At 72.8% G+C, this 26,498-nt stretch carries 20 protein-coding genes and 1 pseudogene; 14 read left to right on the forward strand and 7 right to left on the reverse strand.

The window, feature by feature from the left end:
• Positions 1 to 116 precede the first annotated feature (116 nt).
• Positions 117 to 623 carry an ATP-binding protein gene (locus ACTVZO_RS19890; protein ID WP_443299674.1) on the forward strand — a complete coding sequence of 169 codons (507 nt, stop codon included), beginning with the start codon at positions 117 to 119 and terminating at the stop codon, positions 621 to 623.
• 119 nt (positions 624 to 742) lie between these two features.
• Here ACTVZO_RS19890 and ACTVZO_RS19895 read toward each other — a convergent pair whose 3' ends face one another.
• The 3 genes from ACTVZO_RS19895 to ACTVZO_RS19905 all read right to left on the reverse strand — a co-directional run bounded on the left by ACTVZO_RS19895 (position 743) and on the right by ACTVZO_RS19905 (position 4,503).
• On the reverse strand, positions 743 to 988 hold the full coding sequence (locus ACTVZO_RS19895; RefSeq protein ID WP_030656519.1) for a DUF397 domain-containing protein: 246 nt from the start codon (positions 986 to 988) through the stop codon (positions 743 to 745).
• 130 nt (positions 989 to 1,118) lie between these two features.
• A complete protein-coding gene (locus tag ACTVZO_RS19900; RefSeq protein WP_443299675.1) occupies positions 1,119 to 3,164 on the reverse strand; it encodes an FUSC family protein in 2,046 nt (681 codons plus the stop codon).
• Positions 3,165 to 3,324: 160 nt separating this feature from the next.
• Complete coding sequence (locus ACTVZO_RS19905) at positions 3,325 to 4,503, reverse strand: DUF2786 domain-containing protein (RefSeq protein WP_443299676.1); 1,179 nt, start codon at positions 4,501 to 4,503, stop codon at positions 3,325 to 3,327.
• Positions 4,504 to 4,617: 114 nt separating this feature from the next.
• Between ACTVZO_RS19905 and ACTVZO_RS19910 the strand changes: the two genes are divergently transcribed.
• Positions 4,618 to 6,288, forward strand: a complete 1,671-nt coding sequence (locus ACTVZO_RS19910; RefSeq protein ID WP_443299677.1) for a bifunctional 3'-5' exonuclease/DNA polymerase — start codon at positions 4,618 to 4,620, stop codon at positions 6,286 to 6,288.
• 36 nt (positions 6,289 to 6,324) lie between these two features.
• On the opposite strand, the gene ACTVZO_RS19915 is transcribed toward ACTVZO_RS19910, so the two are convergent.
• The 4 genes from ACTVZO_RS19915 to ACTVZO_RS19930 all read right to left on the reverse strand — a co-directional run bounded on the left by ACTVZO_RS19915 (position 6,325) and on the right by ACTVZO_RS19930 (position 10,097).
• Complete coding sequence (locus ACTVZO_RS19915; RefSeq protein WP_443299678.1) at positions 6,325 to 7,632, reverse strand: hypothetical protein; 1,308 nt, start codon at positions 7,630 to 7,632, stop codon at positions 6,325 to 6,327.
• A gap of 60 nt (positions 7,633 to 7,692) precedes the next feature.
• The gene (locus tag ACTVZO_RS19920) at positions 7,693 to 8,211 is read right to left on the reverse strand and encodes a SigE family RNA polymerase sigma factor (protein WP_443299679.1); all 519 of its coding nucleotides are present in this window, start codon (positions 8,209 to 8,211) and stop codon (positions 7,693 to 7,695) included.
• 56 nt (positions 8,212 to 8,267) lie between these two features.
• The gene (locus ACTVZO_RS19925) at positions 8,268 to 8,756 is read right to left on the reverse strand and encodes a GNAT family N-acetyltransferase (RefSeq protein WP_443299680.1); all 489 of its coding nucleotides are present in this window, start codon (positions 8,754 to 8,756) and stop codon (positions 8,268 to 8,270) included.
• 126 nt (positions 8,757 to 8,882) lie between these two features.
• Positions 8,883 to 10,097 carry a serine hydrolase domain-containing protein gene (locus ACTVZO_RS19930; protein ID WP_443299681.1) on the reverse strand — a complete coding sequence of 405 codons (1,215 nt, stop codon included), beginning with the start codon at positions 10,095 to 10,097 and terminating at the stop codon, positions 8,883 to 8,885.
• Positions 10,098 to 10,251: 154 nt separating this feature from the next.
• On the opposite strand from ACTVZO_RS19930, the gene ACTVZO_RS19935 reads away from it, so the two are divergent.
• The 12 genes and pseudogenes from ACTVZO_RS19935 to ACTVZO_RS19990 all read left to right on the forward strand — a co-directional run bounded on the left by ACTVZO_RS19935 (position 10,252) and on the right by ACTVZO_RS19990 (position 26,437).
• Entirely contained in the window at positions 10,252 to 11,823 is a 1,572-nt protein-coding gene (locus ACTVZO_RS19935) for an outer membrane protein assembly factor BamB family protein (protein ID WP_443299682.1), read from the forward strand.
• A gap of 62 nt (positions 11,824 to 11,885) precedes the next feature.
• Complete coding sequence (locus ACTVZO_RS19940) at positions 11,886 to 12,728, forward strand: hypothetical protein (protein ID WP_443299683.1); 843 nt, start codon at positions 11,886 to 11,888, stop codon at positions 12,726 to 12,728.
• A gap of 149 nt (positions 12,729 to 12,877) precedes the next feature.
• Positions 12,878 to 13,159, forward strand: a pseudogene (locus ACTVZO_RS19945) (hypothetical protein); the annotation flags it as partial.
• Between the two features lie 244 nt (positions 13,160 to 13,403).
• Positions 13,404 to 14,759 (forward strand): type VII secretion integral membrane protein EccD, encoded by a 1,356-nt coding sequence (gene eccD / locus ACTVZO_RS19950; protein WP_443299684.1) that lies wholly within the window; start codon positions 13,404 to 13,406, stop codon positions 14,757 to 14,759.
• 20 nt (positions 14,760 to 14,779) lie between these two features.
• Entirely contained in the window at positions 14,780 to 16,033 is a 1,254-nt protein-coding gene (locus ACTVZO_RS19955; RefSeq protein WP_443299685.1) for a MinD/ParA family protein, read from the forward strand.
• 2 nt (positions 16,034 to 16,035) lie between these two features.
• Positions 16,036 to 20,010 carry a type VII secretion protein EccCa gene (gene eccCa / locus ACTVZO_RS19960; RefSeq protein WP_443299686.1) on the forward strand — a complete coding sequence of 1,325 codons (3,975 nt, stop codon included), beginning with the start codon at positions 16,036 to 16,038 and terminating at the stop codon, positions 20,008 to 20,010.
• Positions 20,011 to 20,088: 78 nt separating this feature from the next.
• Positions 20,089 to 21,507 (forward strand): DUF6177 family protein, encoded by a 1,419-nt coding sequence (locus ACTVZO_RS19965; RefSeq protein ID WP_443299687.1) that lies wholly within the window; start codon positions 20,089 to 20,091, stop codon positions 21,505 to 21,507.
• A 119-nt stretch (positions 21,508 to 21,626) separates the two neighbouring features.
• Positions 21,627 to 21,959 carry a hypothetical protein gene (locus ACTVZO_RS19970; protein ID WP_443299688.1) on the forward strand — a complete coding sequence of 111 codons (333 nt, stop codon included), beginning with the start codon at positions 21,627 to 21,629 and terminating at the stop codon, positions 21,957 to 21,959.
• Between the two features lie 96 nt (positions 21,960 to 22,055).
• Positions 22,056 to 22,367, forward strand: a complete 312-nt coding sequence (locus ACTVZO_RS19975) for a pore-forming ESAT-6 family protein (protein ID WP_443303227.1) — start codon at positions 22,056 to 22,058, stop codon at positions 22,365 to 22,367.
• A gap of 48 nt (positions 22,368 to 22,415) precedes the next feature.
• Entirely contained in the window at positions 22,416 to 22,844 is a 429-nt protein-coding gene (locus ACTVZO_RS19980) for a DUF6507 family protein (protein ID WP_443299689.1), read from the forward strand.
• Positions 22,841 to 25,576: a hypothetical protein gene (locus ACTVZO_RS19985; protein ID WP_443299690.1), complete on the forward strand. Its 2,736-nt coding sequence runs from the start codon at positions 22,841 to 22,843 to the stop codon at positions 25,574 to 25,576. Before ACTVZO_RS19980 ends, ACTVZO_RS19985 begins: the two co-directional genes overlap by 4 nt.
• Positions 25,577 to 26,437, forward strand: coding sequence for an immunity 49 family protein (locus ACTVZO_RS19990; protein ID WP_443299691.1), 861 nt, complete (start codon positions 25,577 to 25,579; stop codon positions 26,435 to 26,437). It abuts the gene before it with no gap.
• Positions 26,438 to 26,498 lie beyond the last annotated feature (61 nt).

Consider the following 26,498-nt stretch of genomic DNA (forward strand, 5'->3'; position numbering starts at 1 on the left):
ATTCGGAACGATGGTCCCCGCGCACCTGCGTGCACTTCGCGCCGGCGCCGGACCCACCCCGCAGTTCTCTTTGGACGAGGCCGCCGCCCCGTCCGCGAATCCCGGGAGTGCCTCGCATGGGGACGAATGGATCGACCATGCTCGAGCCGTTACGGCAGGGGCTTCCCCCGGTCGACCCCACGGCTGTGTCCGGGTCCGCGTCCTGCGCTCTGCCCGCCCGCCTGGAAGCCGTCCGCGGGGCACGTTCCTTCTGCCGGTCCACCCTGTCCCAGTGGGGCCTCGACGAGCGGTTCGACGATGTCGCGCTGGTCGTCTCCGAGCTCGTCACCAACGCGCTGCGCCATGCCCTGCCCGAGGACGCGCGCGCCGCGGGCGAGGCGGAGCCGCCGGTGCGGCTGCACCTGATGCGGTGGAGCACCCGGCTGGTCTGCGCGGTGCGCGACCCCAGCGAGGACCGGCCCGGGGGCTCCTTCTCCCCCGAGCGCACGGAGGAGAACTGCGACCTGGAGTCCGGCCGCGGGCTGTTCCTGGTGGACTCCTACAGCGACAGCTGGGGCTGGCACCCGCTCGCGGGCCGGCTGACCGGCAAGGTGGTCTGGGCCCTGTTCCTGCTCCACGACTGAGCGGGAACCACCGGGAACCACCCGCCCCTGACACGACGACTGGCCGGGACTGATCTCAGTGATCATTCCCGGCCAGTGCACGTGCATGGCTCGAAGAAGTGCGCTGTTCCGTCAGAAGATCAGCCGATCAGGTGATCGAACTCGCCGTCCTTGACGCCCAGGAGCAGGGCTTCTATCTCGGCCGGCGTATAGACGAGCGCCGGGCCGTCCGGAAAGCGCGAGTTGCGCATGGCTACATCGCCGCCGGGCAGTTTCGCGAACTCCACGCAGGATCCCTGCGAGTTGCTGTGTCTGCTCTTCTGCCAGGTCAGCTCAAACAAGGAAGCGAGTTCTGCAGCTGCCATCCCGTTGTACGCGTGGTCCACAGGAAGCCCCCGATAGTGCAGATGTCAACTGCACCGGATCATAGCTGTGTTCATAAGCGGATGCATGGGCAGATGCACGTGCACGCGCGGTGCTTCCCTGATCACAGAGCGGTCCGGCCGGGGAAGGCCCTCAGGGGCGCAGGGCCAGCGACACCCCGTCCAGCGAGTCCAAGAGCTGCTCTCCGGCCTCCCGCAGCAGCCCGGGACCGGGCCCATCCCCGTCCGCCAGCACGGCCCTGACCTCGTCCCATGCCGGGACCCGGCGCTCCCGTACCGCCTTCGCACCCGCCTCGGTGGCGGTCCGCACCGCCTGCGCCAGGGCGGCCGCACCGGGCACCGGCTCGTGCGCCCGGTCGGGCAGGTGGGCCTCCAGGAGCATCGCGCCGCGGCCCAGCGCGGCCACGGCGTCCCCCGCGCCGTCGGCGGCCGCGCGGGACAGGCCGCGGTGGCGCACGGGCTCCCCCGCGGCCCGGTCCAGGGCCTCCTGCCAGGCGACCCGGGCGTCGCGGGCGGCCAGCAGGGCCTCCCGTACGTCGGCGCGCCGGGCCCCGGCCGGATCGGCGTACTGGCCGAGCACGGCGGCCGCGTACCGCCCGTCGGCCGCGATCCAGTCCGCGAGGCGGGTCCGCAGCCGCGGGGTCTCCCAGGCCGGGTAGAGGGCGTAGCCGATCATCGCGAGCAGTCCGCCGACCAGGGTGAGGGCGACCCGGTCGGGCACGGTCTGGTCCCAGCGGACCCCGCCCATGCCGAGCAGGAAGACCACGTAGGCGGAGACGAAGACCTGCGAGACGGCGTACCCGGTGCGCATCAGGACGTACATCAGGCCCGCGCTGAGCACGGCGAGGAACCCGGACAGGTACATGTCGGGCTGGGCGAGCTGCACGATGCCGGTGGCGACGGCCACGCCCACGAGGGTCCCGCCGAAGCGGGCCACGGCGCGCGAGTAGGTCTGCGTGAAGTCCGGCCGCATGACCATCACGGAGGCCATGGGCGCCCAGTAGGCGTGCCCGAACGGCAGCGCGCGGCCGATCACCAGGCCCGCGCAGGCCACCGCGGTCAGGCGCAGCGCGTGCCGCAGGACCGGGGAGTCCGGGCGCAGTTCGGCGCGCACGGCCCGCAGGACCAGCGGCACCAGCCCCGGAAGGGTGGGCCTGAGCATCGACTCGCCGGGATCGGCGGTGCGGCCGGATCCGGGCTCGGCCGTCTCCAGTACGTCGTCCAGCAGGGCGGCGAGCCGGCGCGCGGCCCGGAGCGGAGCGCCGGCCAGGAGGTCCGCCGTGTCGGGGGACTTCAGGACCGCCAGGGCCGGCGCGGGGAGGCGTACGGGATCCCCGTGCCGGATCGCCCGCGCGGCGGCGTCCAGCACGGCCGCGGCGGCGGCGAGCAGTTCGCGCACCCGGTCCCGGCCCGGCCCCTCGGCGGGGGCCCCGACCGCCGGGTCGGCGAGCACGGCCAGCACGGGCCGCACGCGCTCGGCGAGCCCGCGCGCGCCGTGCAGTTCGGCGGGGCGACGGCGCGCCTGGCGCACGGTCACGGTGGCGGCGGCCCGGGCCCTCATCAGGGGCTGCGGGTCGAAGGGCGCGAGGGGGTCCTGGCGCAGGCGCCGCGCGTAGTCGGCCTCGGCGGCGAGCGCGTCGGCGAGGGCGTCGCGCTGGGCGCCCCAGCGGCGGACCGGGAACAGCACGATCAGCAGCGCCTGGACGACCCCGCCGGCGGCGATCATCGCGGCGTGGCCGGCGGCCTGCGGCACGGAGGTGGGCAGGGTGACGGTGACGAGCACGATCGCGACGTTGCCGGAGGCGATGATCCCGGCGGTGGGGCCGGCCGCCCACATCAGGCCCGCGAGGAAGGTCCAGACGGCGAGCAGGGCGAGGAAGAACCCGGTGTGCGAGGCCCCGACGAGGTACCCGACGAAGGTGGAGACGGCCAGGGTCAGCCCGGCGGCGAGGGCGAGGACGGGGCGCGGGCGCCAGCTCTTCTGGAAGGTGGCGATGGCCGCCATGAAGGCGCCGAAGGCGGAACTGGCCGCCGAGCCCGGCCCGAGGAGGACGAGGCCGGCGGCGACGACGATGGCGAGGCCGGCGGTGGCGCGGAGCGCGACGAGCGGCTCCAGGCGGGTCCGCTCGACCGTCATGCCGACCCGGGCGGTGTCCTTCAGTGCCCGAAGCCAACTCATGGCGCCGAGCGTACCGTTTTGCCCAGGTGCGCCCTGGTTCAACCCGTCCGGGTGCGGGCCGCCGTCAGGGGCTCCACCCCCGAACCCCCACGCCTCAAACGCCGGCGGGGCTGGAACGTGCCCGGTCCGGGCCCCGGCCAGCGGGGCGGGCGCGGCCCGGTCAGCGGGGCAGGCGGGGGCGGCGGCCCGTGACGTGTGCGGCGTCCGCCGCCGCCGTGCCGTCCTCCCACCCCGCGTGGTCGCTCGCGCCCCGCAACCGTGTCGTCGTCGTCCGCGGGAACATCTCCTCCGCCCTCGACGTGACCGCCACGTCCCGCGCGACCAGCGCCGGCAGGTGCTCGGCCGTCCCGCTCACCGCGTGCTCGGCCGTCTCGGCGAGCCGGCGCCCGAGCCGGCTGGCGTACGCGAGCAGGAAGGACTGCCGGAAGGTCTTCGTCCGCTTGCGTCCGCCCGCGCGCTGCGCCGCCTCCGCGCGGGTCATCGCCGCCGTGCCCTGCACCAGCAGCGAGGTGTACAGCAGCTCCACCGCCTCCAGGTCGCTCTCGAAGCCGACCACCGTGGAGAACTCGAACCCGCTGTTCCACACCGCCCGGCAGCGGTTGGCGGTGGCCACCGCGTCGAGCAGCACCGCCTTGGCCTCCTCGTACGGCGGCTCCACACCGATCCGGCAGGCCCCGGGCACCTGGGCCGGGCCCTTGGCGCCGGCGGCGAGCAGCGCCTCGTCCACGGTGTGCCGGGCCATCAGTTCCTGGGCCTTGGCGCTGAGCGCCTCCGCCTCCTCCGGGTAGGTGGTCGCCTCGGCCTTCGCGAGCAGCGCGCGGATCCGGCCGAGCATGCGCGGCTCGATGTGCGCGTGCTCGGCGAGCGCGTCCACCGGGTCGCCGGGCAGCGGGCCCACCGGTTCGATCGACGGCAGCCGGATCAGCAGCCGGAACACCTCCAGAACGGCGGTGGCCAGCGTGAACCGGTCCGTCCGCTCCCGCTGCGCCAGCCGCTCCGCGTACGAGCCGTCCTCGCCCCACCACACCTCGGCGTCGGTCCAGCGCTCCGGGAGCCGGGCGTAGCGGCGCGCCTCGGCGGCGATCACGTCCCCGGCGATCCGCAGGTGGCGCTCCTCCAGGTCCCGGCGGACCAGCCGGAGCACGTCGGCCGGCCGCCAGCCCCGCTCCCAGCCCTGCCGTGCGTACGCCTCCCCGCGCCCCAGCAGTTCCCGGCCGACCCCGGCCCACCGCCCGGACTCGGCGACCAGCAGGGAGGCCCCGGTGTCCAGCCCGGTGTCGTCCTGGGCGTAGAGGGCGGCGGCGAAGGCTCGGTCGACGGTTTCGGCAAGGTCTCTCACACCTCTCAGCTTGGCATGTCCCCCTTCGCGCCCCTTCCGGGCGGGGAGTCCGGGGGCGGAGCGCCCGGGCGCGGCGCGGCGGGGCTGTCAGACCCCGGTGGGACACTCGCACTCGTGAGCGAGAACGCCGGCCGCTGGGCCCTGGCCGAGGACGCCGACGGGCGATGGCACGCCGCGCCCGTGCTCCCGGCCGCCGGCCCCCGGATCACCGTGCGCGACCCGGCGGAGGCCGTCCGGGCCGCGCCCCCCGCCACCCGCTGGGTGTGGCGGTCCACCGCGGCCGTGTACCCCCGCCTGCTCGCCGCCGGCGCCCGCGTCGAACGGTGCCACGACGTCGAGGACGCCGAGCTGCTGCTCCTCGGCCACGAGGGCCGCTTCGGCGAGCCCCGCTCGGCGGCCGCCGCCTGGGCCCGCCTCAGCAACGCCCCCGTACCGCCCGACCCGCCGCAGCGCGCCGCCGACCCCGCCGCCCAGGACTCCCTCTTCGACCCGCGGCCGGCCACCCCCGTCACCCTCGACGCCCTGCTCGCCGTCCACGCCGACCAGGTGAAACGGCTCGAAGCCACCGCCCACCCCGACCGCATGCGGCTGCTCACCGCCGCCGAGTCCGCGGCCTTCCTCGTCGCCGCCGAGATGAACCGCGCGGGCCTGCCCTGGCGGGCCGACGTCCACCGCGCCCTGCTGACCGAACTGCTCGGCGAGCGGTACGCGGGCGGCGGGGAGCCGCGCCGCCTCGCCGAGCTGGCCGACACGGTCTCCGCCGCCTTCGGCCGGCGCGTGCGCCCCGACCTGCCCGCCGACGTCGTCAAGGCCTTCGCCGAGGCCGGGATCAGGCTCACGTCCACCCGCCGCTGGGCGATCCAGGAGCTGGACCATCCCGCCGTCGAACCGCTCCTCGAGTACAAGAAGCTGTACCGGATCTACACCGCCCACGGCTGGAGCTGGCTCGCGGACTGGGTGCGCGACGGCCGTTTCCGCCCGGAGTTCATCCCGGGCGGCACCCTCACCGGCCGCTGGGTGACCAACGGCGGCGGGGCCCTGCAGATCCCCAAGGTGATCCGCCGGGCCGTCGTCGCCGACCCGGGCTGGCGGCTGGTGGTGGCCGACGCCGACCAGATGGAGCCCCGGGTGCTCGCGGCGATCTCCCGCGACCCCGCCTTCATGGAGGTGGCCGGCCGGCCCGAGGACCTCTACACCGCCGTCTCCCGCCAGGGCTTCTCCGGCGACCGCGACAAGGCCAAGATCGCCGTGCTGGGCGCCGTCTACGGGCAGACCTCCGGGGACGGCCTCAAGAACCTGGCCGCCCTGCGCCGCCGTTTCCCGCAGGCCGTGGCGTACGTGGACGACGCGGCCAGGGCCGGGGAGGAGGGCCGGCTCGTACGGACCTGGCTCGGCCGCACCTGCCCGCCGCCGGCCGAGGTCCCCGAGGAGGGGGAGGCCGGGATCCCCCAGGACCGGGAGGACTCCTGGACCCCGAGCTACGCCTCGACCAACACCCGGGCCCGCGGCCGGTTCACCCGCAACTTCGTGGTGCAGGGCAGCGCCGCCGACTGGGCCCTGCTGCTGCTCGCGGCCCTGCGGCAGACCCTGGCCGGGATGCGGGCCGAGCTGGTGTTCTTCCAGCACGACGAGGTGATCGTGCACTGCCCGGCCGAGGAGGCGGCGGCCGTCTCCGAGGCGATCCGCGCCGCCGGTGACCGGGCCGGCCGGATCGCGTTCGGCGACACCCCGGTCCGGTTCCCCTTCACCACGGCGGTCGTGGAGTGCTACGCCGACGCGAAGTAGGCACCGCCGGGAGACGGCAGGGCCGGCAGCGACGTCCTAGTCGCCGGGCCGGATCCACCCCGGTGCGAGCGCGATCTCCTTGAGCTGGTCCAGGCTCAGCACGGGCGTCCGCCGGGTGGCCGAGCCTGACTGGTTGGCGGTGTTGTAACCGGTGACCTGCACGCGCAGCCCGTCCTCGCGCAGGGTGTCCACCGACCACTCGACCACTCCCCTGCCCTCCTCGGCAGCGCCCTGCGTGATCCTCACCCGGGTGCCGTCGGGCAGCGTGGTGACCCCGGCGCCCGAGAACAGGACGGTGAAGACGCCCGTGTTGTCGGTCCACTGGACGTTGAGCCGCACCAGGGACTTGCCCTGGCCGTCGTCGAGCACGGCGTAGCCCTGGCCCTCCTGGCCGCCCTGGGAGAGGATCGCGATGCCGTAGGGGGTCAGCAGGCTCTTCAGTGCCGCCTCGACCCGCCGTTCCCGCAGCGGGATCGCGGCGTCGGCGCCGGGGTCCGCACCGGCACCGGCGTTCGGCCCGGGCGGCAGCTCCCGCTCGGCCGCCGGCAGGTCGTTCAGCGCCGGGTGCCACCGGTCCGACGTGACCAGGGCCTTCAACTGCGAGGTGGTCAGCGGCGGGTTGGGCCGGCTGACCGGCATGCCCTTCTCGGCCGGTGCGTTCCACTCGGACGCCTCGACCAGGAAGCCCCGCGGGGTGACGAGCACGGCCCGCCAGAGCTTCGTGGCCTCCCGCCGGTCCTGGTACTCGTAGCCCTGGTGGAGCAGCAGTCTGGACCCGTCGGCGAGCTGCTCGACCGTGCAGTCGTCGTACTCCTGGACGTTCTTGTCCCCGCACCGGGTCAGCTCGAGGGCGTTGCTCCCGTGCGGGTCCACCCGGGAGAGGGCCAGGCCGATGACCGCCTTGCCCTTGCCGTCGTCGTACACCCCGGACACGTACGGCGGTTCCTCGGTGCCGCGCGTCGTGGTGCCGGTCAGCGTCCCCCCGGGCAGCAGTTCCCTGAACACGGCCAGCAGCTGCTCGCCGGAGACCGCGCCGGTACCGCCCCCGGGCAGCACCGGCGCGGCGTCCGCGCCGGACCCGCCGCCCGTCGGCGGTGGCGGCGCGGCGATGAGCACCGGGCGGGCGCCGCCGCTCCGGGAACCGTCCAACAGGCCGCCGGTGTAGGCGCCGGCCGCCCCGATCACGGCCAGGGCCAGCACCGAGCCGCCGGTCACGGCGGCCCGGCGGCGCGCCACCAGGCGCCGGCCGCGCCGCTCACCGGCCTCCACGAGGGCGTCCCGGTCGGCCGTGAAGCCGTTCCCCGCACGCCGGAGGGCTTCGCCGAGTTCATCTTCGAGGGACATAGGGAACCAGACCTTCCGGTTTTGAACGATGGGGTGGGTCCACGAGACGGACCGGCACGCTCAGAGCTCGGCGAACTCGGTGAGGTTGCCGCCCAGTTGTTCGCGCAGCCGGGCGAGCGCCCGCGTGGTCCGGGTACGGACCGCCGCCGAGCTGGCGTTCATCGCGTCGGCGGTCTCCTCGACGCTGCGGTCCTCCCAGTACCGCAGCACCAGCACCGCCCGGTCCTTCGGCGCCAGCCGACCCAGCGCCTCCAGCAGCGTCAGCCGCAGCGCGGGATCGGCGCCGCCGACCGCCCCCGCCGTGCCCGGTTCGGGGAACTCCCCGACCGGACGCTCACCTGCCGACCGGCGCCGCTGGTGCGTCAGGAAGGCCCGCACCAGCACCGTCTGCGCGTACGCCGACGGATTGTCGATGCGCGAGATCCGCCCCCAGAGCAGGTACATCCGCCCCAGGGTCTCCTGCACCAGGTCCTCCGCGAGGTGGGTGTCCCCGCTCGTCAGCAGACAGGCCGACCGGTACAGATGACCGGACCGTCCTGCCGCGAACTCCCGGAACCCGTCCCTGCGACCCTGCCGCATCCACTCCCCCTCCCGCCCGTCTCACCCCCATGACGCGACGGGGGTGCGGAAATGTTTCAGCCCAGTTCGTGGAAGTAGACGTGGAAGCCCTCGCGGACGAAGCCCTCCGCCTCGTACAGCCCCTGCGCGACCGTGTTGTCGTACGCCGTCTCCAGCTGCACCCCGGCCACCCCGGCCGCACGCGCCCGGCTCAGCACCTCGCGCAGCAGGGCACGGCCCGCGCCGGTGCGGCGGCCGGAGGGTGCGACGTACAGGTCGCCCAGGATCCAGACGGGCCGCATGGAGAGCGACGAGAAGGTCCGGTAGACCTGGGCGAACCCCACCGTCCCGGCGCCGGGGACGTCGGCGAGCAGGACGGTCGACTCGTCCTTCGCGAGGCGCTCCGCCAGGAAGGCGCGCGGCCGCTCCGCATCCTTCACGTCGACCTCGTAGAACTCCAGGTAGCCGCGGAACAGTTCCGCCGCCACCTCCAGGTCCCCCTCGCCCGCGGTGCGCACCGCGACGCCCGACTGTGCCGCCCGGCCGTTCGCGTTCGTACGTGTCATGCGTGTCTCCTCGGATCCGACTGCCGCGCGCCGGGACCATTGTGCGGGCAGGACGCGGCGCGGAGGCAGCGCGGAGGGGCGGGCCGAGGAGGCGGGCCGAGGAGGCGGGCCGAGGAGCACGCGGCGTCAGTGGCCGGTCACGGACTGGGCGGGCAGCGAGAACACGTGCCCGGGGGTGACGACGTTCGTGATCGCCTTGCCGAACAGCGTGCTGGGCTCCGAGCCCTCGGAGGAGATGTCCGTGTTGAGCAGCACCACCAGCGTGGCCCGCGCCTGCGGCAGGTACACCACCAGCGCCTGGTAGCCGGGCAGGGAGCCGTTGTGCCCGATCCAGCCTTCGACGTTGAAGATGCCCAGGCCGTAACCCGCGCCGGGGAGCGCCGGGTCCACCTTCACCCGCTCGGCCTGGGTGGCGGGGGTCAGCAGGGTCCCGGTGGCGAGGGTCTTCGCCCAGCTCCGCATGTCGGGGAGGTCGGAGATCATCGCACCGGCCGCCCAGCCCCAGGAGGGGTTCCAGTTCGTGGCGTCCTCGGTCGTGCCGGAGGCCGTCTGGTCCGTGTAGCCGTGGGCGTGCGGACTCGGGAACTCCGCGCCGGTCGGGAACAGCGTGTGCTTCAGCCCGGCCGCCACGACGACCTCGCGGTTGACGTAGTCCTCGAGCTTCTGCCCGGTCACCTTCTCCACGACCAGCCCGAGCAGGATCAGGTTGGTGTTGCAGTAGAGGAAGTCCGCGCCCGGCTCGAAGAGCACGGGGTGACTGAACGCGTACTCGAGCAGTTCCTGCGGGGTGAACACGCGCTGGGGGTCGCTGGTCAGGGCCTTGTAGAAGTCCTCGTCCGCGGAGTAGTTGAACAGCCCGCTCCGCATGCCGGCCAGCTCGCGCAGGGTGATCCGGTCGCCGTTCGGGACCCCTTCGACGTACTTGCCGATGGGGTCGTCGAGCGCCGCCCTGCCCTGATCGACCAGCTGGAGCACGGCGGTCACGGTGAACGTCTTGGTCACGCTGCCGATCCGCATGTACAGGTCGCTGGCCATCCGCGCGTCCGTCGCCTTGTCCGCGATGCCGAAGGACCGTACGTACTCGCCCTTGCCCGGCGCCGAGAGGGCCACCATCACCCCGGGCACCTTCGCGTCGGCCATGACCTTCTTGACGGCCGCGTCCAGCCGAGCGGCCACCGCCGAGGTCAGCGCGGGGAAGTCCTCGACGGCGGGCGCCGACGCCACCGTTGCCGGGGAAGGCGCCGCTGTGTCCCCCGCGTATCCGGTTCCCGCCCCCAGGGGTGCCAGCGCGAGCCCCACCGCGGCCGCTCCCACCGCCGCACTGCGCCACCGTGTCACCATGGCCGGCCTCCCGCCACGCGAAGCGAAGCCCCCCCACCCTTCCCAAAGTAGCCCGGCGCCCCCTCCCGGGCGACCGGGGCGGCATGGCCTGAACCGGCCGAAGTAGTCTAAAAATCTATTCTAGAAAGGCCTCCGTACCGGCCACACTCGTGTCATGAACCAGACACCGGCCGGCTTCGGGCCGCCACCCGAACCGTTCGAGCCGCGGCCCGGCGGCACCGGTGCCGGTCCTTCCGCTCCGGCCGGGCCCGCCGGGCCCGCCGGGCCCGCCGGGCCGCGCGGCGCGTTCCGGGGCCGGACGGCGGTCATCCTGACGGCGCTGGCCTGCGTCCTGCTCGTCATCGGCGGCGGGGCGTACGTCACGTTCGGCGGCGACCGGGGCAAGGACCCCGAGGCCGCCGCGGATCCGGCCGCGCCGACCGGTTCTCCCTCCGTCGACCAGGGCGACGGCAAGGGCCCCGGTGTCGGCCCCGACACCTACGACCCCAATGCCGGCATCCAGCCCGGCGAGTCCCGGGTGTGGCTGCGGGACAACGAGACCGAGCTCGCCGAGTCGGGGGCCTCGCAGTTCGGCCCGTGGCGGGTGGGCGACGTCGTGGTCAAGGCGATGAACAAGGAGGTCACCGGCTACGCGGTGGCCGACGGCCAGGAGAAGTGGAAGCTGCCCCTCCAGACCCCGCTGTGCGGGGTCCCGCGCGCCCCCGCCGCCACCGGCAAGCTCGTCGTGGGCGTGAAGGAGACCGACTCGACGACGGCGCAGTGCAACCAGCTCCAGCAGATCGACCTCACCACGGGGACGGCGGGCTGGAAGGTTCCGGTGCCGCAGGAGAACCGCTACGACACGGCGCTGCAACTGGAGCTGGCCATCACCGGTGACACCGTGGCCGTCGCCAGGTCAGCGGTCATGAGCGGCTTCTCGGTCACCGACGGCAGGAAGCTCTTCGGTACGTCGAACACGAACGGCTGCTCCCCCCACGCGTTCGCCGGGGGCTCCCGACTGATCAGCCTCCGCTACTGCTTCCCCCCGAAGGAGCCGACCTCGGCCGCGCAGTCGATGGTCGAGGAGCTGGATCCGGCCACCGGCGGCTCCAAGTGGAGCCACACGTACGACAAGGGCTGGACCGTCGGCCGGGTGCTGTCCGTGGACCCGCTGGTGGTCGCGGCCTACCACAAGGAAAAGAAGACCTGGAACATCACGGCGTTCACGGCCGACGGCAAGGTCCGTTCGCAGAGCGACGCCGCCTTCGGGGTCAGCGGCCGCTGCAACGGCTGGGGCAACTCGACCGGTTACCAGGAGTGCTACGCCGCCGCGGCCGACGCCGACACGCTCTACGTCGGCGCCGGCAAGCCCGGCAAGGAGCTCGGCATCGAGGACACCCTCAAGGTCGTCGCCGTCGACCTGAACACCGGCAAGGAGAAGTGGAGCACGGCCGAGCAGCCGAAGGGCCGCACCATGTGGCCGCTCGCCGTGGAGGACGGCCGGGTCGTCGTCTACGTCGCGCCCGGCAGCGGGGCGTCCGGTTCCGTCGTCTCCCTCTCCCCGGCCGACGGCTCGGCCCAGCCGCTCCTGCAGAGCCCGGCGGTGGCCGCGGGGGCCGAGGGCGTCTTCTACGACCACGGGGTCCGCATCGCCTGGGCGGGGGGACGGCTGTTCCTGCTCAACGGCAGGGTGGTCGGCCCGGAGCCCAAGGTCGCGAGCCGCGCGATCCTTTCCTTCGGCAAGTAGGCGAACGGGCAGGCGAGCAGGCGAGCAGGCGAGCAGGCGAGCTCAGGAAAACAGGGGGACACGTGCAGAACCCGTACCAGCAGGACGGCTTCGGCCCGCCGGAATGGCCGCCGCCGCAGCAGCCACAGCCACAGCCACAGCCACAGCAGCCGGGGCGGGCACGGCAGCGGACCCTCGTCGGCATCTGCGTGCTGACCGTGGCGGCGGTCGCCGCAGCCGTCACCGCCGTCGTGTACGTCCGGAACGGCGACGGCGGGGGCGGGCGCGAGGCCGCCCCGGCCGATCCGACGAAGCCGCTCATCGCGGGCTGGAAGACGGTGGTCAACCCCCAGCACGGCACCGCCTTCGACGTCCCGCCGGACTGGGAGGTCGCCGAGCCCAGCGTCTTCAGCGGCTACACCGACCGCAAGGACCCGGACAAGGTCCTCATCGGGCACACGGCGCCCGCCTTCTACAAGTCCAAGTGGTGCAGCATCGACGCGACCGGCGACGGCCGGATCGACGACGTGAAGCTCGCCTCCTCCGGGACCAAGGGTGCCGAAGGGGCCAAGGACACAGCGGACGTCGCCGAGAAGAGCGCGCCGACCTGGGTCTACGCCGCCCACACCCAGCCCGACAAATCCCTCGTGACCTGGGACAAGCCGGTGGAGTACCGCACGAAGGCCGGGGTCAAGGGCACCTACGTCAAGGCCCGCTCCGCGGGCGCCACGCAGCCCAACCGCTGCGCAGGCGACGGCCAGGCGGTGGTCTTCGGCTTCAAGAACTCCAAGGGCGGCTTCGTCGCATGGGACTTCCACGGCCGCACGGGCGTGCCCGGCGCCGTCCGCGACGACCTGATCATGCGCATCATGAGCACCGTCCGCCTCGCCGGCGATCCCAAGGAGCCGGAGCCCCTCGCCCCCTGACCGCCCCGGTCCGGATGTGCCGGATTCGGACGCATGCTCTATGTTGCAGGGGCAAAACACGGGGGACTTCGTATGGCGCACGCGCAGCGGCCGCGCCCCGGAGCGGTGGCCGGCGCTCGACGAGCCGAGACTGAGGCAACGGACGACGGATGGCACGGGACTACGACAGCCAGCTTCTGGAATCGGTGGCGGTACGCCGCCGCAGGATGAGGGACGCCCTGCTGTTCGGCGCGCAGCGTGCACGGCGCACCGCGGACGAGCGGCTCGGGAAGCTCTTCGCGGGGATCGCCATCGCGGCCGTCCTGTGCGCGGGCTGCGTCGGCTGGTCCTTCGTCCAGCACACGCTCGCCAAGCAGAAGGCCGAGCAGCAGAAGCAGCAACAGCAACAGCAGGGCCGGATGCAGCCGCCGGCCGCGCAGCCGTCCGGACCGGCGGGCACGTCGGCGTCCCCGTCGAAGTCGGCGAAGCCGTCGAAACCGCCGCAGACGGCGCAGCCCACGCCCGCGGCCCCGGCCAAGTCCGCCAAGCCGACGCCGTCGTAGGAGCCGGCGCAGCCGGAGTCGCAGAGGAAGAAGCAGAGGCTCGTGCGGATCCGGGAGAGTTCACAGTCCGGCAGCAGCGCCTTGTCCCCAATGGCCCGAAAGGTCGCAATCCCGCGATGATAGGTTCCCGTAAGTGGTGAGCACAGCAACGACTTCCCGGGCGCAACTGAGCCGGGTGACCCTGGTCGGCGAGCGGCGCCGGGCCGATGTGGTCCTGCCCTCCGACACTCCGATCGGGCAGCTGCTGCCGGACATACTGCAGCTGCTCGACGACCGGGCCGCCACCCGCCCGCTGACCCGTCAGCTGATCACGTCGGACGGCTCCGCGCTGCCGCACGAGAGCACGCTCGCGTCGGCCGGGATAGCCGACGGCGCCGTCCTGCGGCTCGTCAGGAGCCACTCCGCGCCGCCCGCCCCCGTGGTCCACGACGTCACCGACCTGGTCTCCGACGACCTCGACCTGCAGGCCTGGCGCTGGCGTCCCGCCGCCCGGCGGGGCAGCGCGGGCGTGGCGACCGTCGCCTTCACCATGACCGCCGCACTGCTCGCCCGCCGCGAGTTCGGACTCGAATCGCTGGCCGGCGCACTGACCGCCGTCACGCTCGTCCTGATGGCGGCCGGCGCCCTCGTCTCCCGGATCGGGCAGGGCAACCGCGGCCTGGCCACGGCCCTCCTGCTCGCCTCCGGCGGGCTGGGCCTGCTCACCGCGTGGACCGCCGCGGACGCCTACCACTGGTCGGGCGGCGCACGGCTCGCCGCCGTCGCGGGCGCGCTCGTCCTGACCCTGCTGCTGCTCGGCTACTTCTCGCCGCTCGGCCGCGGCGGGCTCTTCGGCGCCGTCGCCACCGCGGTGATCACCGCCCTGTGGGAGGCCGTCGCCGCCCTCCAGAGCGACCCGGCCCGGCTCGGCGCGGTCATGGCCCTCGTCTCCGTGGTGCTGCTCGGCCTGCTGCCGCGGCTCGCCCTGATGGCCTCGGGCCTCACCGCGCTCGACGACCGCCGCTCGGGCGGGGCCTCCGTGAGCCGCCACGAGGTGGGCAACGCGCTCGCCGCCACGCACCGCGGGCTGGCGCTCGCGACGATCGCCACCGCGATCTCGGCGGCGGCCGCCGGCTGGCTGCTGACGCTGGCCGACCAGCCGTCCGTGTGGACGGTGGCACTGCCCGCGCTCGTCGCCGTGGTGCTCCTGTCGAGGGCGCGGGCCTTCCCGCTGGTCGCCGAGGTCGTGGCGCTGATCGCCGCCGCGGCGCTGCTCGTCGTACGCCTCGTGATGCTGTGGACCGAGCACGGGGCCGGCGCCGGACCGCTCGCCGTCCTGGGTCTGGCGGGACTGCTGCCCCTGCTCGTCCTCGCGGTGCAGCCGCCCGAGCACGTGCAGGTCCGGCTGCGGCGCACGGCCGACCTCGTCGAATCGGTGGGCATGGTGGGGCTCTTCCCGCTCGCCGTCGGGGTGTTCGGCGTGTACGGGCAGCTGCTCAACAAGTTCTGAGGAAGAGGGCAGGCGCAGACATGCGACACGGAGACAACTGGCAGGGCGACGTCCTGCGCGACCTCAGGGGCGGAGCGCAGCCCGACGCGCAGGGCCAGGGCAGCCCGCAGCACCCCGCGCCGGGCCCCGGCGGCCCGCAGTATCCGGCGCCCGGACCCGCCCAGCAGGCCCCCGCCCCGGGCGCCCCGGACCCCGCCTACGGCTACCCGCCGCAGGGCCCGGCCGGAGCACCGGCGGCCCAGCCCTCCGGCGCACCCCAGGGCTACCCGGCGCCGCAGGCCCGTCCGCAGGCCCATCCGCAGGCCGGTCCGCAGCCCGCGTACACCTCCGCGGGACACCGGCAGGGAGCCCCCGCCCCCGAGTCGCGGCCCGCCGTGGACCGGAACCTCGCCGGTGCGGGGCGCAAGCCCAGGCGCGGTGAGCCGTTCTCGGCCCGCGCCCTGCGCGCCGTACGCAGAACCGTTTCCTCCTCCGCCGCCCGCGAAGTCGCCGAGGCCACCCGCGCCGCCGAGCTGCTCCAGCAGCCCGTGACCACCGGCCGGCAGATCGCCGTCACCTCGATCCGCGGCGGCGCCGGCAAGTCCACGGTCGCCGCACTGCTCGGCACCACGTACGCGCACTACCGGCAGGACCCCGTCCTCTTCGTCGAGGCCGACCCCGCCCTGGGCTCGCTGCCGATCCGCCTCGGCGCCGACACCCTGCGCTGGACCACCGGCGACGTCGCGGACATCGTCGAACCCCAGATGTCGCTGCTCGACGTCACCGGCTACCTCGTACAGCTCCGCGACAACGCCTGGCTGCTGCCCGGCAGCCAGGGCCAGATCGGCGCGATGCTCGACACCCGCGCCTACGAGCGGGCCATGGTCGCGCTGCGCCGCTACTTCGGCGTGACCGTCGTCGACTGCGAGACGCTGCCCGCCGAGGTGGCCCGCGTCGCGCTCTCCGCCTCCCAGGCCCGCGTCCTGGCGGCCCCCGCCACCCTGGACGGCGTCACCAGCACGTACGCGGTCCTCCAGTGGATGCAGGGCCTGCCCCCGCACGTCATGGCGAGCACGGTCGCCGTGCTCACCGAGCAGGCGCCGCACTCCGGCGTCGACCTCGCCGAGGCGGCCCGCACCCTCCAGGCCGCCGGACCGAGCGTCCACGTCCTGCCGTACGACCGCCACCTCGCCGACGGCGGCCGGATCCGTACCGAACTGCTCGCCCACTCGACCAGGCAGACCGCCGCCCGGCTCGCCGCGGACGTCTTCCAGCTCTCCCAGAAGCGCCACTGACGATGAGTACCCGACTGATCCACCGCCCGGCGCGGACCATCCGGCCGCCGGCCGCCCCCGCCGCACGCACCATCGAGGCCCCGCCCAACCTCCCCGAGGGGAAGGCGGGCAACATCGCGATGTCGCTGCTGCCCGTGGCCGGGGTCATGTCGTCCGTCGTGATGATGACGGTCGTGCGCAACAGCCAGTTCGCCGCGCTCGGCGCACTGATCCTCGTCGTCACCATCATCGGCTCCCTCACGCTCGTCTTCTCGCAGCGCGGCAAGGCCCAGCGCACCCGCCGCACCCAGCGCGAGGCCTACCTCGCCTACCTGGAGGACCTGCGCGAGGAACTCGCCGGCGAGGAGCGCGAACGCGGCGAGCACGCCGACGTGCTCAACCCGCCGCCGTACGCCCTGTACGACATCGTCCGCGACCCGGCCCGGCTGTGGGAGCGCCGCCGCGTCGACGGCGACTTCCTGCGCGTGCGCGTCGGCACCGGCGAGATGCCCGTGCGCGACCTGCAGATCGGCCAGCAGGGATCCACCGTCCTCACCCCGCCCGACCAGTTCATGCTCAACGAGGCCTCGGCGCTGACGGCCCGCTTCCGCAACGGCACCGAACTCCCCCTCACCGTCCCCCTCGACCGCGTCGGCAACATCAGCGTCATCGGCCCCCGCGAGGACTGCCTGCGCGTCGCCCGCGCCCTGCTGGTCCAGACGGCCGCCCTGCACGCCCCCGACGACGTGGCGATCGCGCTCGCCGTCCCCGGCGACCGGCGGGACGACTGGGAGTGGGCCAAGTGGATGCCGCACCTCCTGGACACCGAGCAGCTCGACGGCCCCGTCGCCGCCCGCCGCATCGCCCCCTCCCCGGCCCAGCTCGCCCGGCAGGTCGGCCCCGAGCTGCGCCGCCGCGCCTCCTACGCCGCCGAGGTGCGCCGCGGACTGTCCGGCAAGGACGCCCTGACCATGACCTCCCGGCTGCTCGTCGTGACCGACGGACACGGTGACGACGCCGTCGAACTGCCCCGCCCCGACGACGCGGTCGGCCTGCGCGAGATGGGCGTCACCGTCCTCCACCTGCTCGAACAGCGGGTCCAGGAGCCCGGACACGTCGGCGTACGGATCACCGTCGAAGGCGACACGATCCTCATCGAGGACCTCCGCCAGGACGAGCCCATCAGCGCCCACGGCACCGTCGACGAGGTCGGCATCCCCTTCGCCGAGGGCCTCGCCCGGATGCTCGCCCCGCTGCGCCTGTCCGCCGAATCCCTCATCGACGCCCCGCTCTCCGGTCCGGTCGACTTCGCCGACCTGCTCGGCATCGACGACGTGGCCCGCCTCGACCTGCCGGAGCTGTGGGCCCCGCGCGGCGAACGCGCCTTCCTGCGCGTGCCCATCGGCATCAGCGACTCCCGCGAGCCGGTACTGCTCGACCTGAAGGAGTCCTCCGAACTGGGCATGGGCCCGCACGGCCTGTGCGTCGGCGCCACCGGTTCCGGAAAGTCCGAACTGCTGCGCACCCTCGTCCTCGCCCTGGTGGCCACCCACCCGCCGGAGGACCTCGCCCTGGTCCTCGTCGACTACAAGGGCGGCGCCACCTTCGCGCCGTTCGCGGACCTGCCGCACGTCGCGGGAGTCATCACCAACCTCGAGAACCAGGCCGGTCTCGTCGAACGCGTCCACGCCTCCCTCGCAGGCGAGGTCAAACGCCGCCAGCAGGTCCTCAAGGACGCCGGCAACGTCGCCGACATCGGTGACTACGCCGCGCTGCGCGCCGACCGCCGGCCCGACCTGGACCCGCTGCCGCACCTGTTCGTCGTCATCGACGAGTTCGGCGAACTCCTCACCGCCAAACCCGACTTCATCGACCTGTTCCTGTCCATCGGCCGCATCGGGCGCTCCATCGGCGTGCACCTGCTGCTGTCCAGCCAGCGCATCGAGGGCGGCAAGCTCAAGGGCCTGGACACGTACCTCTCCTACCGGCTGGGCCTGCGCACCTTCTCCGCCGACGAGTCCCGTACGGTCCTGGACACCACGGACGCCTTCCACCTGCCTCCGCTGCCCGGCTTCGGCTACCTCAAGGTCGACACCAGCCACTACGAGCGGTTCAAGGCGAGCTACGTCTCCGGCGCCTACCGGGGCCCCGTACAGCGCACCGAAGACGAGGACACCGGCCCCCTCGCCCTGGAGTACGAGGCCTTCAACACCCTGTCCAAGCCGGAGAGCAGCGGCGGCCAGGAGCCCTCCGCCCGGCGCCGCGAGACCGGGCCCACCGAGATGGGCGTCATCGTCGACCAGCTGCGGGGCGCCGCCGCACCCGTCCGCCGCATCTGGCTGCCCCCACTGCCCGGGGCGATCTCCCTGGACACGGTCGCCGGCCCCCTCGACGTGGGCGCGCGCGGCATGCAGCTCGCCAAGCGCCGCGGACGGCTGTCGGTCCCGCTCGGCCTGCTCGACGATCCGACGAAGCAGTGGCAGGGCGAGTGGTTCCTCGACCTGACCGTCGCGGGCGGCCACGCCGCCGTCATCGGCGGCCCGCAGTCCGGCAAGACCACCCTGCTGCGCACCCTCGTCCTCTCGCTCGCGCTGACCCACACCCCGCAGGAGGTCGGCGTCTACGGCCTCGACCTGGTCGGCGGCGGCCTCCAGGCCCTGTCGGGCCTGCCGCACGTCGGCGGGATCGCGGGGCGCGCCGACCGCGAGCGCGCGGCCCGGACCGTCGAAGAGGTGCGCACGATGCTCGCCCTGCGCGAGGACGTGTTCCGCGAGCACCACATCGACTCCGTGGAGCAACTGCGCACCCTGCACGCGGCCGGCCGGCTGCCCCAGCTGGCCTCCGCCGAGATCGTCCTGGTCATCGACGGCTTCGGCGCACTGCGCGACGACTTCGAAGAGCTCGACGACGCCGTCGTCGACATCCTCAAGCGCGGCGGCGGCTACGGCATCCACGTCGTCGCGGGCATGCTCCGCTGGAACGACGTGCGCATCGCCACCCAGTCGAACTTCGGCACCCGCGTGGAGCTGCGCCTCAACGACCCCGGCGAGTCCAGCATCGAGCGCAAGCTCGCCGAAACCCTCTCGCCCGACGAACCCGGCCGCGTCCTCACCGACGGCAAGCTCTTCGCCCAGGTGGCGCTGCCCCGTACGGACGGCCTGCGCGAGACGAGCGAGCTGGGCGCGGTGCTGGAGCGCACCGCCCGTACGATCCGCGCCACCTGGACCGGCGAGGCCGCCCAGCCGGTGCGGGTGCTGCCGCACCTGCTGGAGCCGCACCTGCTGCCCGGCCCGGTCGCCGAGCCGCAGCGAGTGCCGATCGGCCTCGACCAGAGCGCGCTGGCGCCCGTACTGCTGGACCTGTTCCGGCACGACCAGCACCTGCTGGTCATGGGCGACAGCGAATGCGGCAAGACGAACCTGCTGAAGACGGTCGCCGGCGGGCTCATCGAGCGCTACGGCGAGGACGAGCTGGTCTTCGCCGTCATGGACCCGCGGCGCAGCCTGCGCGGCGCCGTCCCGGAGGAGTTCAACGGCGGCTACGCCTACAACGCCAAGATGTGCGCCGGGCTGGCCGCGGGCATCGCCACCGAGCTGGAACGGCGGATGCCCGACGACAGCGCCCCGCTGGAGGACCTGGAGCCGGGCAGCTGGGGCGGCGGACCGCGGATCGTGGTCCTCGTCGACGACTACGACGTGCTCACCACCGCGGGGCAGTCGCCGCTCGCCCCGTTCGTCCCGTACATCCCCTCGGCGGTCGACATCGGCCTGCACTTCGTCCTGACGCGCCGCGTCGCGGGCGCCTCGCGCGGCATGTACGAACCGCTGGTGCAGGGCCTGCGCGAATCGGGGGCCTCGGCGGTCGTCATGGCGGGCGACCGGAGCGAGGGCCAGCTGTTCCCGGGGGCGTACGCCTCCCAGCAGCCCGCCGGCCGCGGTGTGCTCATCCGCAGGGGCCAGCCCAACCGCCTGATCCAGACCGTGTACACGCCCGGGTAGTGCCCGTCCCGCCCCTGCCTGCCCGCCCCCCTGCCCGCCCCCTGCCTGAAACCGGACTGCGAAGGACCGTACGACCCCATGACCAAGGACGTCATAGCCCTCACCCCGAAGATGCCCGATCCGTGGGCGGTGGTCGCCGGACTCCTCTCCGGAGGCCCCGACAAGCTGGTGGACACGACGGGCGAGGGGGCGGTCGTACAGCTCTGCGACGAGCAGGGGCGGCCGCTGGTGTCGGTCGAGGCGCCGCTGCTGGTTCAGGTGGAGGGGGAGGCCGAGCGGCTGCTCGGGGCCACCCCGCCGCGCGTTCCGTACTGGTGGACGGAGGCCCGCGCCACCACCGGTGTCCCCGACGCCGAGCGCCTCGCGGGGACCTTCGCGGCCCGCCTCTCCGTCCTCTCGGGGGGGACGGCCTGGCCGCCGGAGGCGGCGCGCTCGACGGGCGTGGTGCGGAGCGACGGGGTCAGCGTCGCGCCCACGCCCGCCGCGGCGCAGCCCGCCGTCGACGTGCTGACCCCCCACGTCGCCGTGGTCATCATGGACCGTCCGGTCGTCGCCATGACGGCCTGGCTCTCCGACGCCTTCCGGGCCGCCGCGGCCGCCGAGCGGGGCCTCCAGATCGTCACTCCGCCCGGCACCCTGCTGTCCCCGGCGATGCTGGCCAACATGCCGGACTGGCCCTCGCGGTGGGTGGTCCAGGACGAGCGGGAGGGCTACTACGACGGGCTCTCGGGCGCCGTGCTGCGCTGGCAGGAGGGCATGTTCGCCACCGTGGTGGCCGAGGACGCCACCGAGGAGGACCCGCGGACGCCCGTCGCCGGCTCGTACAAGGAGGTCGCGCAGACGCCCGAGCGGCAGCTGGCCATCACCTACCGCACCATCCACCCCGCGGACGACCGCCTCGTCCTCGGCGGCTCCCTGGAGACGGTGTGGCGCGAGCTGACCGGCGAGCCCCCGGCGGGCTGGGGCACGGCCGAACCGGCCAACCTGCCCTGGTCTCCGGGCCGGCTCACCGACGCGGCCTTCGCCCGGGCCCCCGAGCCGACCTGGTTCGTGGTCGTCGGCAGCCCCGAGCGGCCCGGTCTCGCCACCGTGCGGATCAGCCGTACGAAGGCGGGCGTCGAGGAGACCGTGACGCTGGCGCTCGGCTACGGGGCCGGCGAGGAACCCCCGCTGGACGCCCTGCCCCGCACCGCGGAGGCCCTCGCCACCCGCCACCACCTCCAGTCGATGCTCGTACAGCTCCGCAAAGCGCGCCGCGATCTGCTGGTGCCGCCGCGCTTCGAGGGACCGGGCGTGCCGCTGGCCTTCGTCCTGGGCTCGGAGGAGGTCCGGGCGATGCCGGACGACCGGGCCCGGCGCACCCCGCTGGCCGCGCAGCCCGTGCGGTTGGGCCCCAAGTCCCGTCCCGCCTACTACTACCCGCTGCCGGGGGACCCGTCGGACCTGGCGGGGTGGGCTGACTTCGAGCGGCTGATGGGCCATCTGAAGGGCTCGTGAAGACCTCTGGCGGGGTTTGTCATGGGTGGGTCACAACAGGCTCATTGCTGGTTGCAGGAGCGACGTGACTTGATAGAACTGGACATGCTTACGATCGTTCGGATGTACGGGGGTGTGGGATGAAGTTCGACATGGGGACGCAGGTTCTGACGAATCTGATGTCGGGGTCGCGTGGCTCGAATACGGATCTGGGTTCGCTGATCAAGCAGCTGGTGGCTGCGGCGCAGCCGTTGGAGGGCAAGTTCCAGGGTCAGGGCAAGGTGGCGTTCGATTCGTTCAAGCTGCGTGCCGATGACATCGCGAAGGAGCTGAACGCTTCGCTGGCGGCGATCGTGGGTGGTCAGTCGGGGATGGAGCAGGCGTTCGGGTCGGGTGACGCGGAGCAGGGTGAGAACGCGCGTCAGCAGCAGGGTGCGGCGAACTTCGACGGGGCGCGTTTCCGGGGCCGTTAGGTCTGCCTGCGGGTCCTGCGGGTCCTGGTGGTCGTGTTGGTCCTGTTGGTGCGGCTTGTTCTGATGGTTGTTGTTCTCGCGGGGAGTGTGGTTGTGGTGGCTGGTGGGACGGATCGTCGTGCGTATGACGTGGGTGCCTCGACGGAGGTGCAGGGCGGTATCAAGGCCGTGATCGGGCAGTTGGAGCAGGTGATCGCGGCGCGTGAGGCGCAGGTGTCGGCGGCGATGACGGACTTCGCGGCGGATGGTGTGGCGGATGACTACCACGCCAAGGAGCTGCGGTGGAAGAACGCGTCGCAGGAGGTCAAGAACATCATCCGGCTGTTGAACACGACGTTGGAGAAGAACGACGTGACGGCGCGGCAGACGCTCCAGCGGGCGAAGGCCGCGGTCGACGACATCGGCTGAGCAGGCGGGTGGGCAGGTCGGTCGGTGGGGTGGTACGGGGGTTCGTTGGTGACGGCGTGGGACATCAAGCCGCAGGGTGTGCAGGGCCAGTTGAGGACGGTCGGTACGCATGCCGGCGAGCTGGAGAAGGCGCTGAACGCGCTGTTGACGGCGATGTCGGAGGCGGCTCAGGCGGCGGGGACGGCGGTGCCGGGTTCGCAGGCGGAGACGAAGCTGGCGGGTCCGGTGCCGGTGGGGCAGCCGCATCTGAGCCAGAAGGCGATGGGTCCGGTGGCGGCCGCCCTGGGTGAGTACCTGACGGCCCGCAAGCCGGAGTTCACGTCGATGGCGGAGCGGATCGAGGCGTGCATCCTCGGTGCGGTGAAGGCGACGAACGAGTACCTGGAAGGCGATCTGGAGCAGGCCAAGGCCGCCCAGGACGCGGCCAGGGCCGTCAATCTCGATGTGCTGCGTGAGAAGCCGGGGGGCGGCAAGTGAGTGGGGACGCGCCGGTCGATCCGGCTGAGGTGCCGGTCTTCACGGGAAATCTGGCGACGCTCGAGGAGAAGGTCAAGGCGATCTCGTCGGGTGGTGCGGCGGTCGCGACGAAGACCTCGGATGTGCATACGAGCTTCGGTGGGATCCAGGCCTTCTACCAGGCGCCCGAGGCCGATCAGCTGTTCGCGACGACCAAGCCCGTCTCCGACCTCGGGCTGAAGCTGAGCTCCGACATGTGCACGATCGCCGGCGCCCTGGGCACGTACTCCCGCGACGCCGAGCCGGTCATCAAGAAGCTGGAGAGTCTGAAGCGGGAAGCGGAAACGTTCCGCGAGAAGACGGACAAGGACGAGAAGTGGCGTGAGGACGGCGATCTGATCGACGAGAACCTCGATCGCCGCAACGAGATCGCCGAGGTCTGGGCCCAGTTCCAGGAAGTGGAACGAGCCGCCTACGCGAAGATCGTCGCGCTGGTCGGGGGCAAGCCGCTGAAGGTCAACGACGGCTCCAACGCCAAGGACATGTACGGCTACGACGCCGAGGCGATGAAGCAGTCCAAGTCCCTGCCCTGGGGCGACGCGGTCGAGGAGTCCATCCCCGCCTGGCAGGTGTGGGAACACGCGTGGGAGTTCGGCAAGGGCATCGTCGTCGACGGCGTCTGGGGCACCCTCAAGGGCCTCGGCGGCCTGGTCGGGCTCCAGGGCTGGGACACGTTCAAGCAGTCCTGGACCGGCCTTGCCAAACTGGGCACCGGCCTCGCCATCATGTCGATACCGGGCGCCGGCCCCCTCTTCCTCGCCGCCCCCGACGACAAACTCCCCTCCTGGCTCCGCGACTCGCGCACCGCGATGAAGGAGACCGGCAAGGCCCTCCTCGCCTGGGACCAGTGGGGCTCCAACCCGTCCCGTGCCGCCGGCGCGGTCACCTTCAACGTCCTGACCACTGTCTTCACCGGTGGTGCGGGCGGCGCGGTCTCGGGCGCGGGCAAGGCGGGTGCGGTCGCCAAGGCCCTGTCCTTCGCGGGCAAGGCCGGCCGGGCGATCGACCCGATGACGTACATGTTCAAGGGAGCCGGAGCGGGCTTCTCCAAGATCGGCGACGTGATGGCCGGTCTCAAGGGCATGGGCAAGGTCGAGGCCCCGAGCATCAACCTGGACGGCGCGATCGCCCTCCCCGACGGCGCGGTCATGCTGCCGGACGGCGCGATCCACCTCCCCTCCGGCGCCCCGGTCCCCGAAGGCGTGGCCAAGCTCCCGGACGGCACCATCAGACTCCCCGAGGGCACGACGACGTTCCCCCCGGGCACGGTCAAGCTGCCGGTGGACGGCCCGTCGCAGTTCATGGACCCCAAGGGCAACCTCTACGACGCGGACGGCGCGATCACCCAGCACGCGAAGGACGCCCCGACGGGCAAGCCGGATGCGGACGCGGGCGTGCCGAAGACCGACGCCCCGAAGGTGGACTCCCCGGCCACCGCCAAGGTCCCGGAGCGCGAACTGGCCGGCGTCGGCGGCCGCGGCGGCGACGACGGCATCCGCCTCGGCAGCAACATCTCCGACCCGGTCCACGCGCTGGACGACGGCGCACTCGGCCCGCGCGGCGTCGACAACACCCCGGGCGGCCACGCCCCGGACAACATGCCGCGCAACGACCTGAACAACCCGGGCGGCACCCCCCGCCCGGACACCCCGTCCACACCCGCCACCCACCCGGACACCCCGGGCACCGCCGCCACCCACCCCGACGGCCCGGGCACCGCCGCCACCCACACGGGCGGCCCGGCTGCGGGCGGCCACCAGCCCCCGGGGGCGTCGGGCACGGGCGGCAGCCACGCGGGCGACGCGGCGGACGGAGGCCGTCACGCGGATCAGCCGGACCAACTGGTCGACAGGACGCCCGAGGAAGCCAAGGTCGTCCAGGACGAACACGTCCGGTTGGCCAATGAGGACCCCGCTTGGCGCAGCAGGTACTACGACGCGGCCAACCATCGTCGACACGCGAACGAAATCGTCGACGGACAGTATCTGCCCATATTGAAGGAGGTCGAGGGCGGGAAGCTCATTTCCACCAGCAATCTCCCCTACGGCCCGGGAGAACAGTTCCGCCTCAAGCCCGAAACTCCCACGCTTGACAACCTGTCCGACACGGCCACGAACGAACTCAATTCCCTTGCGTCGAAACACAAGGAATACACGGAACTCGGGGTTGCGGAGCGGGCCCACAAAGCCGACCCGACCACGGAAACCGCAGCCGCACTGAAGGCGGCGAAGGAAGCCTTCGGTGATGTGCCGGTCAATACCAAGGTAGGCGAAGCCCTGGGCGAGGGTTCCGCGCGCCTGCACGTCATCCCCGAGGTCTTCCCCGGGGCCAGGGAAATCGCCGATCTCCCCAGCACCCCCAACGGCTCTCGTGCTTTCGATCAGCTCTACAAGCTGAAGAACGGCGATTACTTGATAGTCGAGGCCAAGGCGCCCGACGGACGGCTCGCCTGGCGCCAGGGCGTCGGCGCCGACGCCAACAGGCAAGTCAGGCAAGGAACGCTCGAATACGCCCACACCATCGCGTCGGAGATGTACGCGCGCGGAGGCCGGGACCGGGAGCTCGCGATCAAACTCCGCATTGCCCTGCTGGACGAAAAGGTCCAATACGTCATGGTTCAGGCGAAGCACCATACCGGCACCTATGCTGGTGGAGAACTCCAGTACTTCAAGATCTTCAAGGAAGCGAGCTAAGTGGCCACCGTTCCCCGCCACACCATCTCCCGGCAGGACCTTCCCGACCGGGAGCCCGCACTGCCGGAGCACACGACGCAGCTCCTCGAACGGATCCACAAGGCGCCCTTCGCCTTGGAGAGCGCCATGTCAACGGCTCTGGTCACGGCCTACGAACGCAGCGTGCAAGACCCCGCCGCCGCATGGCTGGAGTCGTGGGAGTCCTGGGTCGTCGCCATGCAGTGCGGGGCAGCCATCTTCGCCGCCGCCACGACGGCAGAAGCCGGCGTGGAGTGCCTCATCCACCACGAGACCCGCACGGTGCCGGCCTTCACCAGCCCCGAATCATTCGTCGATGCCGGTCACTGGACCACGTCCTTCTACCTGGCGGTCATCTGCCGCAATGCCCAGCGGATCACGGACCTTTGCAATGTTCCGACGGAGGCGCTGCGCGCATCGGGGGCGGTCTACGACGAATTCAACTACGCGTGGATCGAAACACTGAAGTCCTTCTGGCTGGGTCGACCTGATTTCTCCGAACGGTTGGTGGAAGCCGCTCGGGGCACCGACCCCGACGCAACCTCGTTCGTCGCACCGGACCATGTCTCGCAGATCGTATGGCCGCCGATGGACCTTCTGCGCTGGCGGGCCACCGGCAGTCATGACGAGTTCAACCGCTCGCTCGAAGAGGCACTCCGCGCTCACAAGGCGTACTGGACCGCCGACCAGGAGCGTGCCGACTCCTGCTACGGATGGGTGGCCCTGGCCCCCCTGGCAATGGCCTGCCTGGCCCAGGACGCCGACTTTCCCCTCGAAGTCGAATCCGAGTACCTGCCGAAGCACCTGGTCGAGGGCACCTGGGCCGCCGAATTCCCGACGTAGCCACCGGATGACCGTCACTGTTGACCGGCATGGCGCAGCAGGCTTTTGACGACGAGGACTA

This window comes from Streptomyces sp. IBSNAI002 (assembly GCF_052244475.1).
Taxonomy (GTDB): Bacteria; Actinomycetota; Actinomycetes; order Streptomycetales; family Streptomycetaceae; genus Streptomyces.